General features: G+C 48.5%; 16 protein-coding genes. 5 read left to right on the top strand and 11 right to left on the bottom strand.

Annotated features, from left to right (window positions below; translation table 11 throughout):
* Positions 1–31: 31 nt before the first annotated feature.
* Complete coding sequence (locus A9180_RS17855) at positions 32–340, bottom strand: DUF883 domain-containing protein (RefSeq protein ID WP_064529917.1); 309 nt, start codon at positions 338–340, stop codon at positions 32–34.
* Between the two features lie 151 nt (positions 341–491).
* On the opposite strand from A9180_RS17855, the gene A9180_RS17850 reads away from it, so the two are divergent.
* Entirely contained in the window at positions 492–836 is a 345-nt protein-coding gene (locus A9180_RS17850; protein WP_064529916.1) for a DUF2002 family protein, read from the top strand.
* A gap of 36 nt (positions 837–872) precedes the next feature.
* On the opposite strand, the gene alaE is transcribed toward A9180_RS17850, so the two are convergent.
* Positions 873–1,322, bottom strand: coding sequence for an L-alanine exporter AlaE (alaE, locus tag A9180_RS17845; RefSeq protein WP_064529915.1), 450 nt, complete (start codon positions 1,320–1,322; stop codon positions 873–875).
* 662 nt (positions 1,323–1,984) lie between these two features.
* Between alaE and stpA the strand changes: the two genes are divergently transcribed.
* The gene (gene stpA / locus A9180_RS17840; protein WP_064529914.1) at positions 1,985–2,386 is read left to right on the top strand and encodes a DNA-binding protein StpA; all 402 of its coding nucleotides are present in this window, start codon (positions 1,985–1,987) and stop codon (positions 2,384–2,386) included.
* A 46-nt stretch (positions 2,387–2,432) separates the two neighbouring features.
* On the opposite strand, the gene A9180_RS17835 is transcribed toward stpA, so the two are convergent.
* Complete coding sequence (locus A9180_RS17835) at positions 2,433–2,957, bottom strand: rhodanese family protein (RefSeq protein ID WP_064529913.1); 525 nt, start codon at positions 2,955–2,957, stop codon at positions 2,433–2,435.
* Between the two features lie 9 nt (positions 2,958–2,966).
* Entirely contained in the window at positions 2,967–3,266 is a 300-nt protein-coding gene (locus tag A9180_RS17830) for an ArsR/SmtB family transcription factor (RefSeq protein WP_064529912.1), read from the bottom strand.
* Positions 3,267–3,448: 182 nt separating this feature from the next.
* Here A9180_RS17830 and A9180_RS17825 point away from each other — a divergent pair, with 182 nt between their 5' ends.
* Together A9180_RS17825 and kbp are read left to right on the top strand one after the other, a co-directional pair.
* A complete protein-coding gene (locus A9180_RS17825; RefSeq protein WP_000508177.1) occupies positions 3,449–3,607 on the top strand; it encodes a YqaE/Pmp3 family membrane protein in 159 nt (52 codons plus the stop codon).
* An 83-nt stretch (positions 3,608–3,690) separates the two neighbouring features.
* Positions 3,691–4,137: a potassium binding protein Kbp gene (kbp, locus tag A9180_RS17820; RefSeq protein ID WP_064529911.1), complete on the top strand. Its 447-nt coding sequence runs from the start codon at positions 3,691–3,693 to the stop codon at positions 4,135–4,137.
* 6 nt (positions 4,138–4,143) lie between these two features.
* Here the strand turns inward: kbp and csiR are convergent, their stop codons facing one another.
* The 6 genes from csiR to glaH all read right to left on the bottom strand — a co-directional run bounded on the left by csiR (position 4,144) and on the right by glaH (position 11,492).
* Positions 4,144–4,803: a DNA-binding transcriptional regulator CsiR gene (gene csiR / locus A9180_RS17815; protein ID WP_064529910.1), complete on the bottom strand. Its 660-nt coding sequence runs from the start codon at positions 4,801–4,803 to the stop codon at positions 4,144–4,146.
* A 20-nt stretch (positions 4,804–4,823) separates the two neighbouring features.
* Positions 4,824–6,224 (bottom strand): GABA permease, encoded by a 1,401-nt coding sequence (gene gabP, locus A9180_RS17810; protein ID WP_064529909.1) that lies wholly within the window; start codon positions 6,222–6,224, stop codon positions 4,824–4,826.
* A 237-nt stretch (positions 6,225–6,461) separates the two neighbouring features.
* A complete protein-coding gene (gene gabT / locus A9180_RS17805; RefSeq protein ID WP_064529908.1) occupies positions 6,462–7,742 on the bottom strand; it encodes a 4-aminobutyrate--2-oxoglutarate transaminase in 1,281 nt (426 codons plus the stop codon).
* Between the two features lie 13 nt (positions 7,743–7,755).
* Positions 7,756–9,204, bottom strand: coding sequence for an NADP-dependent succinate-semialdehyde dehydrogenase (gene gabD, locus A9180_RS17800; protein WP_064529907.1), 1,449 nt, complete (start codon positions 9,202–9,204; stop codon positions 7,756–7,758).
* A gap of 22 nt (positions 9,205–9,226) precedes the next feature.
* Entirely contained in the window at positions 9,227–10,495 is a 1,269-nt protein-coding gene (gene lhgO, locus A9180_RS17795; RefSeq protein ID WP_064529906.1) for an L-2-hydroxyglutarate oxidase, read from the bottom strand.
* Between the two features lie 19 nt (positions 10,496–10,514).
* Positions 10,515–11,492, bottom strand: a complete 978-nt coding sequence (gene glaH / locus A9180_RS17790; RefSeq protein ID WP_064529905.1) for a glutarate dioxygenase GlaH — start codon at positions 11,490–11,492, stop codon at positions 10,515–10,517.
* A gap of 976 nt (positions 11,493–12,468) precedes the next feature.
* On the opposite strand from glaH, the gene A9180_RS17785 reads away from it, so the two are divergent.
* Positions 12,469–14,226 (top strand): anti-phage dCTP deaminase, encoded by a 1,758-nt coding sequence (locus tag A9180_RS17785; protein WP_001206704.1) that lies wholly within the window; start codon positions 12,469–12,471, stop codon positions 14,224–14,226.
* Between the two features lie 13 nt (positions 14,227–14,239).
* Here A9180_RS17785 and A9180_RS17780 read toward each other — a convergent pair whose 3' ends face one another.
* Positions 14,240–15,253, bottom strand: a complete 1,014-nt coding sequence (locus A9180_RS17780; protein ID WP_000155496.1) for a site-specific integrase — start codon at positions 15,251–15,253, stop codon at positions 14,240–14,242.

The raw sequence follows: 15,253 nt of genomic DNA, 5'->3' as shown, positions 1-15,253 counted from the left end.
TCAAGGACGTGTATTTAGTATCATTGTTTCACTACGATTTACGCATGCTTAACAGCGCGCCGATAAAAATACCTACCGCAGCAGCGGTTCCCACACTACACCAGGGTCTTTCACGAACAAAAGAGTCAGCGCAGCCAACGGCATCGCGTGCGGCTTGCTGGACGCGAGTACGACCATGCATTCGCGCTCTGGTTTCTTTCAACAAGGCCTGAGCTTTACTACGTGCGGCTTCGGCCCAGGACTTCAATACAGATTCGAGACTGTCAGCTAATTGATTGACATCATTCTGAATATCCTGCACGCCATCATCGACGTCGTTGCGGTTCGGTCTGTTAAACATATGATCCCCCATTAGAATTCAATGTAATTTTCAGTGTAGACCATAATTTTCTTGGCAGAGATTCATTGCGGCTTTATGGACTTTTCTGAAAGCGTTGTGAATGCGCAATCAGGTAAGGTAGGCGCGCAGTAGATAATAACGAGGATAAAATATGTATTTACGACCAGACGAGGTGGCGCGCGTACTTGAGAAAGTCGGTTTTACTGTCGATGTAGTAACCCAGAAAGCATACGGTTACCGTCGTGGGGAACATTATGTCTATGTTAACCGCGAAGCGAGAATGGGACGTACCGCACTGATAATTCATCCAACATTAAAAGAACGTAGTTCCACACTGGCTGAACCCGCTTCCGATATTAAAACTTGCGATCATTACCAGCAATTTCCGCTCTATTTAGCGGGTGAACGTCATGAGCATTACGGTATTCCACACGGTTTCAGCTCGCGTGTTGCGCTTGAACGTTATCTACATGGATTGTTTGGCGATGCCAGTTAAAGACGCGACTGGCGATGCCAGTCGCGAAAAGAAGGGTCAGGCTTTTACCTGCTGGTAACTGCTGACTTTGAACAGGCGGCGGCAGTAGTCAAGGAAGTAGCCATAGACCGCACCCATCAACATCGAAACGACGATGTTTGAACTGACCGCAGCCATAATCTGGTGCCAACCCGCGCCCACGACGAGTAAGATTGCCATATATACCGGTGACTGGAACGTCACATAAGCCAGAATATCCGCAAGATTTTTTACCCAGCCCGACGAGCCAACTTTGCGTGCCATTCGCATAAATAGATCGCGGTACATACCGTATGGCCATGCAATTAAGATGTTCACCGGAATCGCTACCAGTCTGGAATAAAGGGACTGTTCGAAGCTCATTCCGGAGAGAAATACTTCGATAAACATGTTCACGACAGAACAGTAAACAACCATCGCGAACGTATCTGCTACTGCATGACGCAAGCGTGACTGCGGTGAGAACATGCCCATGCTCCTTAATAAACGCGAAATCGGATGAATGTGAATGCAGTGGTTTAAATTACCGTTTGCATTTTCGCATAGCGTATATTGCTGGCTACGACTTATCAATTAGTGAAAAATTTTTATTTCTTTGGTTTTTGTAGATAAAATATTCCGCAGTGGCGCATTTTTTGTACATTCTGGATTTTTTTATGTCTTAAAAGATAATATTATTTTAAATCATTATGTTACGACGTGGCTCTGATATCTTTTGGCGGAGTGAACAAGGTGTGTTTACGCAGTAAAGCGTAGAGAATTCGGCTCAGGGGCGCGCCTGGCCACATTCAGCATCTTTTATGCCGTAAAGCCTGTAATGGCAGCATAAAGTTTCAGGTTACGATGTTTGGTATGTATCCTTTTTGTGTGCATATTTATGCAAATCGTGTGTTCCATTATTAGCCGGGAGGTTGTATCGTACACCGGAACACTCGCCAGTAGCTGTAATAAGTAAGTTAAATGGCTGCTATATAATTTGCATATAAGCATTAATGTGTCAGTAAATAACGTGCGAAATAATATCACTCCGCGATTGTAAATATATTAAATTTTGTGGAAATATAATAAGTGATCGCTTAAACTACACGGCGAAATACTTTTTGTTTTGGCGTTAAAAGGTTTTCTTTATTATGTCTGTAATGTTACAAAGCTTAAATAACATCCGCACCCTTCGTGCAATGGCTCGCGAATTCTCCATTGACGTTCTTGAAGAAATGCTCGAAAAATTCAGGGTTGTCACTAAAGAAAGACGTGAAGAAGAAGAACAGCAGCAGCGCGAACTGGCAGAACGCCAGGAAAAAATTAGCACCTGGCTGGAGCTGATGAAAGCTGACGGTATTAACCCGGAAGAGTTATTAGCTAACGGCACCGCTGCACCGCGTGCAGGTAAAAAGCGTGAACCGCGTCCAGCAAAATATAAATTCACCGACTTCAATGGTGAAACCAAAACCTGGACCGGTCAGGGCCGTACGCCGAAGCCAATTGCTCAGGCGCTGGCAGAAGGTAAATCTCTCGACGATTTCCTGATCTAATCCCTTGAGCCGGATGCTGCCGCTATGGCGCATCCGGCGTTGCTTCTCAAGTTCGCTGATTCCACGGCATTTTATCTAATAGCCTTGCCATCCCACAAAAACCGCTGATTCCTGCAAACATTAATCCTGCGCCGACAAATCCACTTAATAAGAAGAAGCTGCTATTAATGGCATAACCCAGTACGACGCCGATTAATATTAAGCCGCCAGCGGCGATCTGTACCTGACGCATTAATGGCAACGGTTGAGATTTATTTTCTGCTACCGGCAATCCCGCTTTTTTCCAGCCATCGATCCCATCTTCCAGTAAAAAGACCTCTGCGGGGGCGGCAATCGCTGCTAATTTATCGGCGTTATTGCTGGTGCGTTTACCTGCCTGGCAGTGGAATATAATTTGTTCACTACGTAATTTATCCGGAAGACCAGACTGTTCTATCACGGATAATGGTGCCAGAGAGGCTGCTGGAATATGTTCACGAAGATATTCGTCGGCATCTCGAATATCGATTAACTTTGCACCGTGCGCGATTAATTCTTGCGCGTTATGCGGTGAAATTGTTATCAAAGCCATCGTCACTCCTTACGGACAATAGATATTTTTCAGGGTGGCGATAATGGCATTTATCGCCTCATTTTTAATGGAGTAAAGAATGCGTTGGGCGTCCCGCTGGCTGTCAATAAGCCCCTCGTCACGCATGCGAGCCAGATGCTGTGACGTGGCGGAGGCGCTAAGTCCGGTAATGCGAGCCAGTTCTCCGGCGCTGGTGCCGGGTGAACCGCAAAGCATGCACAGAATCAACAACCGTTTGGGGTGACTCATTGCTTTCAGTAAGGCTGCTGCCTGCTCGGCACTGGCCTGTAATTGCGCGAGTTCAGTCATAGTTATTTAAGTATTTACTAAATTAAGTAAACTCTAAACTAAAAACGCAACGTATACCAGCGTCAGCAGCGTAAATGAGGGTAAACGCGTAGGCTGAAACTGGCAGGTTCCGCTAAAATTATTACGCTTAGGAGATAAAATCTCTTTTTAAACAATGGTTAATTTTATTATAGGGAGTAAATATGGGTTTCTGGAGAATCGTCATCACCATCATTTTGCCGCCGCTTGGCGTGCTGTTGGGTAAAGGATTTGGCTGGGCGTTCATCATTAATATTCTACTGACACTGCTCGGTTATATCCCGGGTTTGATTCACGCTTTCTGGGTGCAAACTCGCGATTAATCCCGTGCTCACCCCCGCGGCGTTAACGCGCCGCGTTCCTCTGCTACACTTTCTGAGTGTTTCCGTTAACGAATGAGGTAGCTATGGGACTGTTCAATTTTGTGAAAGATGCCGGAGAAAAACTCTGGGACACGGTCACCGGTCAGCACGATAAAGACGATCAGGCGAAGAAGGTGCAGGAGCATTTGAACAAAACCGGCATTCCAGATGCCGATAAAGTAAATATCCAAATTACCGATGGCAAAGCGACGGTGACTGGTGATGGTTTGAGCCAGGAAGCGAAGGAAAAAATCCTTGTTGCGGTGGGGAATATTTCCGGTATTGCCAGCGTGGACGATCAGGTAAAAACGGCGACACCAGCCACTGCCAGCCAGTTTTATACCGTTAAGTCTGGCGACACTCTTAGCGCGATTTCAAAACAGGTCTACGGCAACGCCAATCTGTACAATAAAATCTTCGAAGCGAATAAACCGATGCTGAAAAGCCCGGATAAAATTTACCCGGGGCAAGTGTTGCGTATTCCAGAGTAATAGCGGTTAGTCCGCCATCGCCTGCTGGATAATCGGAATCGGCGTCAGCAAATGCTGGCGCATTAACTCACTGGCGCGCGCGGTATCTCGCGCCAGGACGGCTTCCGTCAGGGTCTGGTGTTGATCGTGTTTGTCTTCCAGCATTTCCACCGAAAGCACCGTTCGCCGCAGCCAGATAAATCGATAGCGCGCCGCCAGATCAAACAATCGTTCACGCATTTGCAATAAATAGTGAGAACCACAGCCCGCCACAATCGCAGTATGAAACGCCTGATGACGCAGATCCCACTCATCAAGCATTTTCTCACTTGCTTCACTGGCCTCAAGCTTACTAAGCAGATGCGCCTTCGCAAGTACGTCTGCCTCCCACTCATCGCCACCGCGGGCAATCGCCAGGCTTACCAGCATAGCTTCCATATTGGCACGGGCATCGAAAATATCGAGCAACTCCTGCTCTGACATAGACGCCACCCGATACCCTTTTTGATTCACCACCGTGACCAACCGTTCCGCCACCAGTTGCGAAAGGGCTTCCCGCAACGGCCCAACACCAAGTGCATAACGCGATGTCAGTAAACTCATCCGTAATTTTTCATCCGGCTGAAAATTGCCGCGAATAATATCGTTTTTCAACCAGCGGTAGCCATCCAGAGACGTAATGGTCATGGTGTGACTCCTGCTCAACGTTAATGCGTATTATGCGCGGGTAATTTTTGCCACATTATCAGCTTTTTCCAGCGCGCCATAATTGGCACAGTGCAGATAATCCCTATCGCTAATAAGCCGGTGGAGATCACTTCTAACTGCTGCGCCGGGCGGAATAACATCACCACCAACACAAAGGTAATAAAGCCAATCACCAGCCAGGTGAGCCACGGATAAAGCCACATGCGCAGGCGAATTTCGCCGCCTTCCGCCAGCAGGATTTTACGCATCCGCAATTGTGAAACGGCAATGACTAAATAAACCAGCAGGGCGATAGCGCCGGAGCTGTCAATCAGGAATTTAAACACTTTGGCGGGCGCGTAATAGTTCACCACCACCGTTAAAAATGCCGCGCCGGTCGAAAGTAATACTGCCACGTACGGCGTTTTACTGCGGTTGATTTTGCCCATTACCGCGGGCGCATCCCCGCGACGGCTTAAGGAGTAGAGCATCCTTGAAGCGGTATACAGCGCCGAGTTCAGGCAGCTGGTTACTGACAGCAAAATAACGCAATCCATAATGAATTTTGCATGCGGAATATTCAGCAGCTCCAGCACGGAACGGTAGGAACCCACGGTTTTCAGTCCTGGCATATTCCACGGAATGAGTGCCACGACGACAAAAATAGAACACAAATAGAAAATAGAGATACGCCAGATAACCGAGTTGGTGGCGCGGACAATATGTTTATCCGGCGTGTCGGATTCTGCTGCCGCAATAGTGACAATTTCTGCCCCCATAAACGAGAACATGGTGATCAGCATCGCGCTTAATACCGCGCCAAAGCCGTTCGGCATAAAGCCACCGCTATCCCACAATCTTGAGATACCGCTCACTTCGGCATAAGGATAAAAACCGCTAATCGCCACTGCGCCGAGGAAGATAAACGCCAGGATGGCGATCACTTTGCATATCGCCAACCAGAACTCAAATTCGCCGTAGTTTTTGACGCTTAATAAATTACTGCCGGTTAAGGCGAGGGTAATGACGAGGGAAAATAACCAGATGGGAATGCCGGGAACCCAGGAGTGCAGGATCATAGCGGCGATGTTGGCTTCCAGCGGGATAACCAGTACCCAAAACCACCAGTACAGCCAGCCGATGGTATAGCCCGCCCAGCGGCCAATGGCTTTATCGGCGTAGGTGGAAAAGGAACCGGTATCGGGCGTGGCGACCGCCATTTCCGCCAGCATCCGCATGATCATAACCACCAGTAACCCGGCGAACAGATAGGCCAGCAATACCGCCGGGCCAGCTTCGGCGATGGCGACGCTGGAACCGACAAACAGACTTGCGCCGATAACACCGGCAATAGACAACATGGTGACGTGGCGTGATTTCAGCCCGCCGCCTAACTCATGTGGTTGCGATGATTGCCCCATCCTGAATCCTCTCGAAAGTGTGTCACTTGGGAGAGCGCCCCGACATTTCCCGCGTCGGGTCACGCGTTTAATTGTTATTGATTCTTTTTGCCGGAGAGCGGCTCCGCCTTATCCGGCCGACATAGATTTATTCCTGTTCACGTACAGATTGTCGGATGCGGCGTAAACGCCTTATCCGACCTGGATTCTCGTAGGCCGGACAAGACGCAAAGCGTCGCCTCCGGCATGGATGTGATGCTATTGCTTCGCCTCATCAAAACATTGGCTGATGATCTCCAGACCCTGACGGATCTGAGCGTCTTCAATGGTGAGCGGTACAAGGATGCGCAGCACGTTGTAGTACGGGCCGCAGGAGAGCAGAATCAGGCCTTTGTCGCGGGCGCGCGCCACGATGTCAGCGGTGAGTTTAGCGTCCGGTTTGTTGTGATCGCCATCTTCAAACAGCTCGATGGCGATCATCGCCCCCAGGCCGCGTACATCGCCGATTTCCGGGTGTTTTTCGGCGATCGCCAGCAATCCGTCTTTCAGTTTCTGCCCCAGATCGTTGGCTTTTTGCAGCAGATTTTCCTGCTCGAACACCTTCAACACTTCCAGCGCCGCCACGCAGGCAATCGGGTTACCCGCATAGGTGCCGCCCAGGCCGCCCGGAGCGACAGCGTCCATCACTTCGGCGCGCCCGGTGACGCCCGCCAGCGGGAAACCGCCCGCGATCGATTTCGCAAAGGTGGTGAGATCCGGCGCCACGCCCATTTGCTCCATTGCAAACAGCGTGCCGGTACGCCCCGCGCCGCTCTGTACTTCATCGGCAATCAGCATGATCCCGTGCTCGTCACACAGCGCGCGTAAACGTTGCATAAAGGCTGGCGTCGCGGCATAGAAACCGCCTTCGCCCTGAACGGGTTCAATCACGATGGCGGCGATATCTTCCGGCGCAGCGTCATTTTTGAAGATCCGGTGGATGCTGGCGATAGCGTCGTCTTCACTGATATCGTGCAGCGGGCAAGGGTAAAGCGCACGATAAACATGCCCCGGCATCAGGCCCATGCCCGCAGAGTACGGATTCACCTTGCCGGTGAGCGCCAGCGTGTAGTGCGTACGCCCGTGATACGCGCCGCTAAAGGCGATGGTGCCGCTGCGTTTGGTGGCGGCGCGGGCAATTTTTACCGCGTTCTCCACCGCTTCAGAACCGGTCGTTACCAGCAGCGTTTTTTTGGCAAAATCGCCCGGCACCTTCTGATTCATTATTTCGCACAGTTCCAGATATGGCTCGTAAGCCAGCACCTGGAAACAGGTGTGCGACAGTTTTTTCAACTGCGCTTCCACCGCTGCAACCACTTTCGGATGCAGGTGACCGGTATTGAGCACCGCAATGCCGCCCGCGAAATCAAGATACTCACGACCTTCAACGTCCCACACCCGGCAGTTTTCCGCGCGGTCAGCGAAAATCGGGTGAATCTGCCCAACGCCACGGGGAATCGCCTGACTACGGCGCTGCATTAACTCTTTATTGCTGCTCATTCGCATTCTCCAGTTAAAGACCGATGCACATATATTTGATTTCTAAGTAATCTTCGATGCCATACTTCGAACCTTCACGACCCAGACCCGAGGCCTTGATACCGCCGAACGGGGCGACTTCATTGGAAATAATGCCGGTATTGATGCCGACGATGCCGTACTCCAGCGCCTCGCCCACGCGGAAGACGCGGCTTAAATCGCGGGCGTAGAAATAGGCGGCAAGGCCAAACTCAGTGTCATTGGCTTGTGCAATCACATCGGCTTCATCTTTAAAGCGGAATAGCGGGGCGAGGGGGCCGAACGTCTCTTCTTTCGACACTTTGGCGTTGGCTGGAACGTCCACCAGAATGGTCGGTTGGAAGAAGTTGCCGCCGCGTTCGTGCGCTTTACCACCGCAAACCACGCGCGCGCCTTTCTCCAGGGCATCGGCAATATGCTCTTCCACTTTCGCCACCGCTTTTTCATCGATCAGCGGCCCGATGGTGATGCCTTTATCCAGCCCGTCGCCGATGTGCAGTTTGCTCACCGCTTGCTGCAATTTTTCAGCAAAGCGGTCATACACGCCGTCCTGCACGTATAAACGGTTGGCGCAGACGCAGGTTTGCCCGGCGTTGCGGAATTTCGAGGCCAGCGCGCCTTCCACGGCTTTGTCGAGATCGGCATCGTCAAAAACAATAAACGGCGCGTTGCCGCCCAGCTCCAGCGAGACTTTTTTGATGTCTTTCGCGCACTGTTCCATTAATTGGCGGCCAATTTCGGTCGAGCCGGTAAACGACAGTTTGCGTACCAGCGGATTGCTGGTCAGTTCATTACCGACCGCGCCCGCCGAACCGGTGACCACGTTAAACACGCCAGCCGGAACGCCCGCACGAGTCGCCAGTTCCGCCAGCGCCAGCGCAGAGAACGGCGTCTGACTGGCGGGCTTCAGCACCATCGTGCAGCCTGCCGCCAGCGCCGGACCGGCTTTACGGGTAATCATCGCCGCCGGGAAGTTCCACGGCGTGATAGCTGCGGTAACGCCAATTGGCTGCTTGATAACAATCAGACGCTTATCGACCTGATGGCCGGGAATGGTGTCGCCATAAATACGCTTGCCTTCTTCGGCAAACCACTCAATAAAGGAGGCGGCGTAGCTGATTTCGCCTTTCGCTTCAGCCAGCGGCTTGCCCTGTTCAAGGGTCATCAGGCGCGCTAAATCGTCCTGATGCTCCATCATCAAATTGAACCAGTTACGCAAAATGGTGGCGCGTTCTTTGGCAGTGAGCGCACGCCAGGTGGGCAGGGCGCGGTTGGCAGCGTCGATAGCGGCGCGGGTTTCATCAGCGCCCATTTTCGGCACGCTACCCAGCTTCTCGCCATTCGCCGGGTTGGTGACGTCGATGACTTCACCATTGTTGGCGTCCAGCCATTCCCCGTTAATCAACGCCTGCTGGTGGAATAATTTACTGTCGTTAAGTTTCATCGTTACGTCCTGTTTTCAAAGGTTATTGATTAAATGCGGCGTGTAAGGTATCCACACTACGTGCCGCTCGCAGCGTGCGTCCGGGGTTACTCTGGCTTGCCAACAGCGTTTGTACCTTGCTGACAATATGCGCACCAATAGGAATTGCTGATGTCGCTGCCGGGGAGGGCGCATTGCAGGTGTGGATCGTGCGTGGGGTGGTGACAAACAGAAAATCGTCAATCAGCTTGCCGTCTGGCGATACCGCCTGCGCCCGCACACCGGCAGGCCGGGGCTGGAGATCGCTTAACGAAAGCCGGGGACAATACTTTTGCACCAGCCGCAGATAGCCGCTTTTGCACAGCGAGTTTTTCATCTCGCCCAGTCCTGAGCGTAGATGGTTTTGCAGTACCCGGCGAATTCCCGACGAGCCCAAAATCTCCAGCGTGTCGCTAAATGAGAAGTCGCGCTTGCGATAGCCTTCGCGTTTGAACGCCAGCACCGCGTTTGGCCCGACGGTGACGCTGCCGTCAATCATGCGGGTGAGATGCACGCCCAAAAACGGCATTGCCGGATCGGGAATGGGGTAAATCAGGTGGTTAACAATGTGGTTATGCTCCGGCGCAAGGCGGAAATACTCGCCGCGGAACGGGCAGATAATAAAGCCAGGTTCGAGGCCGAGCATTTTCACCAGCCGGTCAGCCATCAGCCCGGAACAGCTAATCAGCGTCGATGCTTCATATTCGCCGCCCTGGCGGGTACGTATCACCACGCCGTTTTTATGCTCATTAAGGCCGCTGACTTCGGCGTTATAAATAATCTCACCGCCTCTGGCCTGGAAGATTTTTGCCATCGCCGCCGTCACTTCGCGGTAGCTGACAATACCGCTGGACGGCACAAAAATGCCGCCGAGCCCGGTGATATTCGGTTCGCGCTCGCGCAGTTCGTCGGCGTTTAGCCATTCGCGCTCGATACCGTTCGCCGCTGTGCGTTCCCATAAGGCGCGCATCCGTTCCATTTCGAGATCGGACGTGGCAACCAGCATCTTGCCGCAGTTGTCGTAGCGAATGCCGTTTTGATCGCAAAAGGCTTTGGTGGCGCGATTTCCCGCCAGGCAAAACTGCGCCTTCAGGCTGCCGGGCGTGTAATAGACCCCGGCATGGATCACGCCGCTGTTGTGGCCCGTCTGGTGACAGGCCGGGCCGGACTCTTTTTCCAGTAGCGCAATGCGGGCATCCGGATAGACGTCAATCAGTTGCATGGCGGTCGACATGCCGATGATGCCGCCGCCAATAATCACAAAATCATACATCCGCTCAATTCCTTTGCGCTTACTGATGCGTCTGGTAGTGGTTAGTGGCGTAAGCGAAATAGCCACGCTGGCGCATCAGTTCGCGACGCAGATCCGGATGCGCGGTAAAGCGGTCGCGACCGTGCAGCCAGAACAGGTTGTTAATCAACAGGAATTTGCCAACGGGAACCGGCACAGACAGAATGCCTTTGCTGGTTTCAATGGCATCGGAAAGCTCGCTCAACCACACGCCTTCTTCGAAGTCTTTTGGCTGGACGAACTGGTCGATATAACGCATCACCGGGCGACCCTGCTGATCGACGTCGAACACCGGATGGAAAACATCTTTGCTGACGTTTTTGCTCGGCGGCGCGGCAAAACGCATTGGGCGACGCGCCAGCGGGTGGCGGAAATAGTGGTCCAGATGTTCCCAGTCATCGAGATGCAGCAGCAGCGAATTTCCGCCCTGCATGTTCTGCTCGTCGATTTTCATCATCAGCACGTAGTCGGTGATTTCTTCAACGTAGGTACCGTCGTTATGCAACTCCATCACGCGGTGCGGCTGACGCAGATAGCTGTCTGAGTTATCGACATTTTTCACTACAAAACGCGCGTAATACTGACCGCTCATCGCATCGAAATTGGAACGGCCAATCAGATGCGCTACCGCCGTTGCCAGCTTCACCATCTCATCTGCCTGCGCGACATCATCGACACCCACCGCATTGATCAACAACGCACCTTCATCGCGGTTTAGCAACGTCTTCAACAGCAACGGTTGCAGCTGATTCGCACACAGATCGTCGAGAATTTTGCCTACCCGAAAACGCAGAAACGATTTGTACTCCAGCGCCTGCACGGGCCACTCGGCAACCTGCTCGAGAAACTGTTTGGTCGTTTGTTCGGTGAAGGTGAGTTCCAGCAGACGCGGGGATTGCGCCGACGGGGTGAGGGTGAATCCGCTATAGTTCTGGCCTGAATCGACAGCGTTATTTTGTACGGCGGTCAGTGCATTCATCAGAAGCGATCCTCTTATGAGATGTAGGGTGACATGGCGATGCTCATTTCGTAGCCATAATCTAAAAGTATCTACATTTCTGAAAAATGCGCACAAAAGTGACATATTGTTTTTTTATTGTGATCAAAAACAACAAATCAATAACAAGTGGTTTGGGTGATAGGAATCGTATTGAACGGAAATAAATAATTAAAACAATATATTAAGTTCTGTTTTGCCCGATTTTAGACCTGATGGCATTTGTCTGCTCATTTGTTGAAATGCTATTCAAACTGCTTTTTCAGAGTTCGGAGTCACTTCAACTCACTGAATTGCGTATCGACTAATGTGAGTAAGATCAATCCCATCCAACAGAAGTTATTTGATGGCATCGATAACAATCTTAATGAACAAACAGATTCCGGGAAGGCTGGCTATGGGGGGAAATTTTTTCTATTTCTGGCAGCGGGTAAATGACAGTTACTATTTTTAGAGAAGCTGATACTGACCTGAGGGATACTGTATATGTCTGGACTGTAATTGGGTAAATTCTATACACGATGAAATCTGGACCAATAAAAAAGCCCGCATAAGCGGGCTTTTATGTCACTCGGGAGCCGCGGCTCCTTTGCGTATACTTTTTTGTCTCCTCACCGTCTGGTCGGTGTCCTGCTGAGACTGCTAACTTCCTGTTTTTGTTGGTGTAGTCCTTACACCGTCCAATCATGATTGGTGGAGCTGGCGGGAGTTGAACCCGCGTCCGAAATTCCTACATACCATTTATATTATAATGAAAACAATAATTTGTTTTCAAAAACAGTTGGTTGGTATTGTTTTGTGTTTATCCGTTTTATACGTTTTTAAAGCTCTGCCGCCAAGTTGCCGCCATTTTCTTGGTGTGTGTATTGTTGCCGCTATGTTGCAATTTCTTGTTTTTTAATAAATACTAATAAATACAACATGGAAGAAACTTGTGTTATAACGTAACAGGTGCGAAATGAGAGAACACAAATTTATTAGTGAGCTTTTTTTAGAAAATAGTCAATTTATTCTTATTGGTTTAACTGGGAGAACTGGCTCAGGATGTACTACTGCAGCAAATATTTTAGAACAAAAAGAAATATCTTTTCCAGATAGTAACGTCTTGGCTGAGTATTATAAAGGATTGGATTTGCGGCGTTATGAAATAGTAAAAAATTTTGCAGAGACTCATTGGAAGAACTTCTATTCGATAAAGGTCAGTGATCTCATTTCAATATATTTGCTCCTTTTATCTCCATCGGCCTTAGCTAAATTCATTCAGTTTTCTGCAAGTAAAATCCCCGATAAAAAAGAAAATTCGATTTCCTTTAAGGCAGCTAAGAAACTGGTTGTTAATGGTGTGTTCGCTAAAAGTTTGTTGAAGATAAAATATCTTAAGGTGATAAAAAATCTTCTTAATCATGATGATGAGATTGACTTTAAAGGCAGGGGGAAAGATACCTTTATTAGGATATTAACTCTTACTCGAAAATTTACACGGGATTTTAAAAGGGAATTAAATGAACTAGAGCCAGGTTTATATATTGAGCTATATCAGTCAGCAGGAAAGTCAATTAGAAGAATAGGGAAGGTTGATGTAGATTATGAAAATCAAGACTTTATTCCAAAGGCTGTTTTTCATTTACCTGAAACAATTAATCGTGTTATTAAAATAATTAGAAAAGTAAAGAATAATAAAGCGTATATAGTCATTGATGCGATACGTAACCCGTATGAAGCTAAATTCTTCAAAGATAGATATGCTGCATTCCATCTTGTTTCTATAAATGCACCAGATGAACATCGAACCAGATATTTAAAGAAATTACATAAGTTCTCAGAGGAACAGATAAAAAAAATTAATGATGAAGAATCTGGTAAAGGAGATGGCGAGTATAATCATCTTACTAATCCTAATGTAAAAAAATGCATTGAAATTTCAGATATACATTTTTTTAACCCTAAAAAAGAATTTGATAATAATAACTTTCTCAAAGCACAAATTGCGTGGTATGTATCATTAATGCAACACCCTGGATTAATATCTCCTACCGCCATGGAAAGGGTTATGCAAGTTGCATATACTGTAAAACTAAATTCTGGATGTATATCTAGGCAAGTAGGGGCGGTTGTGACAGATAATGATAACTCTATCAAGTCAGTTGGTTGGAACGATGTAGCAAAAGGTCAAGTTCCTTGTTCTATGAGGTCATTTGATGGGTTATTGCATGATTTTGATGAGGGAACATATAGCCTGTACGAACGAAGTAATACAAAATTTAGGAGTAAAGTTAAAGAAAATTTAATAAAAATAAGGGCGAGTGATTCAAGTTCTACTGTTTTTAAAGGACTTAATTTGCCATATTGTTTTAAAGATATTCACAACAGCCTTGATGATGAAAAGAAAGGGAATCAAGTGCATACCCGTGCATTGCACGCAGAGGAGAATGCTTTTTTGCAATTGGCCAAATATGGTGGGGTCGGTATTAATGGAGGGAAACTATATACTACAGCTAGCCCTTGTGAACTTTGTGCTAAAAAAGCTTATCAGTTAGGTATGACAGAGATTATTTTTATCGATCCATATCCTGGTATAGCGCAAGAACATATTATTAATATCGGTAGCTTTTCCCCTAAACTTATTCAATTTAGGGGTGCAATTGGAAAATCCTACCATAGACTTTATGAGCAAGTTATACCTATGAAGGATGAATTGGATTACTTGATGAAATAGAATTTTGGCTGTTTTATATCAAGTTTAATGGGTTCTTAGTAACGGCATCTTCAAGATGATCTGGTGAGAAATGTGAGTAAACCATGGTCATCTTGATATCCGAATGTCCCAAAATATCCCTTAGCACAAGTATGTTCCCGCCATTCATCATAAAGTGGCTAGCAAACGTATGTCGCAGCACGTGGGTGCATTGGCCATCCGGTAGATCTATACCTGCCCGTTTTACTGCTCGTTCAAAGGCTTTTCTACATGGTGAGAATAACTTCCCTCTGTTCTTTGGGAGTTCGTCATACAGCTCCTGTGATATGGGTACTGTTCTGTTTTTCTTGCCTTTTGTTTTTGTATAAGTAATTCGGTATTTCGATATTTGGTGGCCCTGCAGATTTTCGGCTTCACTCCACCGTGCGCCAGTAGCTAGGCATATTTTTGCAATCATTAGTAAGCTAGGGTTTTGAGATTCAGCACATGCCGCCAACAGGCGCTTGATTTCGTCCGTGGAAAGAAAAGCCAGCTCACCTTCGGCAATTTTGAAGGTCGGAAGTCCTGCCAGCGGGTTTGGTGCTGACCAGTGTCCTAGTTTTTTTAATGTACCGAACACAGATGATAGATTGCGCTGTTCAAGGTTTACCGTACGGGGCTTTACGGGCGACATAAGTGTGCCATCTTCATTTCGTATTTCACCTTTTAACCGTGCTTCGCGGTATTTTGTAAAGTCACCAGCTGTCAGTTCTGAGGCGATGGGATCGCCTAGACCATTACAGATAATTCTAAGTTTCGCCATGAGGCGCTTGGGGTCTGCGAGTGTTTGACCATACAGGGAATACCAAAGCTCAATTAATTCTGATAGGCGTCGCCGATCATCCTTTTCACCCAACCACGGTTTTTTATTCACTTCTTCCATTGTGAAGCTTTCAAACGCAATGGCTTCGCCTTTCGTAGCAAATTGCTTACGCACGCGCTTGCCATTGCGTCCATTGGGATAGCACTCACACAACCATTTTCCGTTCGGCTGTTTTCTGATGGTCAT

This window comes from Escherichia sp. B1147 (genome assembly GCF_001660175.1).
Lineage (GTDB): Bacteria > Pseudomonadota > Gammaproteobacteria > Enterobacterales > Enterobacteriaceae > Escherichia > Escherichia whittamii.
This window is presented reverse-complemented; position numbering and strand designations above follow the sequence as displayed.

What these genes read in the sequence shown, in the direction of transcription:
- gabT (WP_064529908.1), bottom strand. Translation starts at nt 7,742, where the DNA reads ATGAGCAGCAATAAAGAGTTAATGCAGCGCCGTAGTCAGGCGATTCCC.
- lhgO (WP_064529906.1), bottom strand. Translation starts at nt 10,495, where the DNA reads ATGTATGATTTTGTGATTATTGGCGGCGGCATCATCGGCATGTCGACC.
- A9180_RS17780 (WP_000155496.1), bottom strand. Translation starts at nt 15,253, where the DNA reads ATGACCATCAGAAAACAGCCGAACGGAAAATGGTTGTGTGAGTGCTAT.
- csiR (WP_064529910.1), bottom strand. Translation starts at nt 4,803, where the DNA reads ATGACCATTACGTCTCTGGATGGCTACCGCTGGTTGAAAAACGATATT.
- gabD (WP_064529907.1), bottom strand. Translation starts at nt 9,204, where the DNA reads ATGAAACTTAACGACAGTAAATTATTCCACCAGCAGGCGTTGATTAAC.
- alaE (WP_064529915.1), bottom strand. Translation starts at nt 1,322, where the DNA reads ATGTTCTCACCGCAGTCACGCTTGCGTCATGCAGTAGCAGATACGTTC.
- A9180_RS17850 (WP_064529916.1), top strand. Translation starts at nt 492, where the DNA reads ATGTATTTACGACCAGACGAGGTGGCGCGCGTACTTGAGAAAGTCGGT.
- gabP (WP_064529909.1), bottom strand. Translation starts at nt 6,224, where the DNA reads ATGGGGCAATCATCGCAACCACATGAGTTAGGCGGCGGGCTGAAATCA.
- A9180_RS17830 (WP_064529912.1), bottom strand. Translation starts at nt 3,266, where the DNA reads ATGACTGAACTCGCGCAATTACAGGCCAGTGCCGAGCAGGCAGCAGCC.
- A9180_RS17785 (WP_001206704.1), top strand. Translation starts at nt 12,469, where the DNA reads ATGAGAGAACACAAATTTATTAGTGAGCTTTTTTTAGAAAATAGTCAA.
- kbp (WP_064529911.1), top strand. Translation starts at nt 3,691, where the DNA reads ATGGGACTGTTCAATTTTGTGAAAGATGCCGGAGAAAAACTCTGGGAC.
- stpA (WP_064529914.1), top strand. Translation starts at nt 1,985, where the DNA reads ATGTCTGTAATGTTACAAAGCTTAAATAACATCCGCACCCTTCGTGCA.
- glaH (WP_064529905.1), bottom strand. Translation starts at nt 11,492, where the DNA reads ATGAATGCACTGACCGCCGTACAAAATAACGCTGTCGATTCAGGCCAG.
- A9180_RS17835 (WP_064529913.1), bottom strand. Translation starts at nt 2,957, where the DNA reads ATGGCTTTGATAACAATTTCACCGCATAACGCGCAAGAATTAATCGCG.
- A9180_RS17855 (WP_064529917.1), bottom strand. Translation starts at nt 340, where the DNA reads ATGTTTAACAGACCGAACCGCAACGACGTCGATGATGGCGTGCAGGAT.
- A9180_RS17825 (WP_000508177.1), top strand. Translation starts at nt 3,449, where the DNA reads ATGGGTTTCTGGAGAATCGTCATCACCATCATTTTGCCGCCGCTTGGC.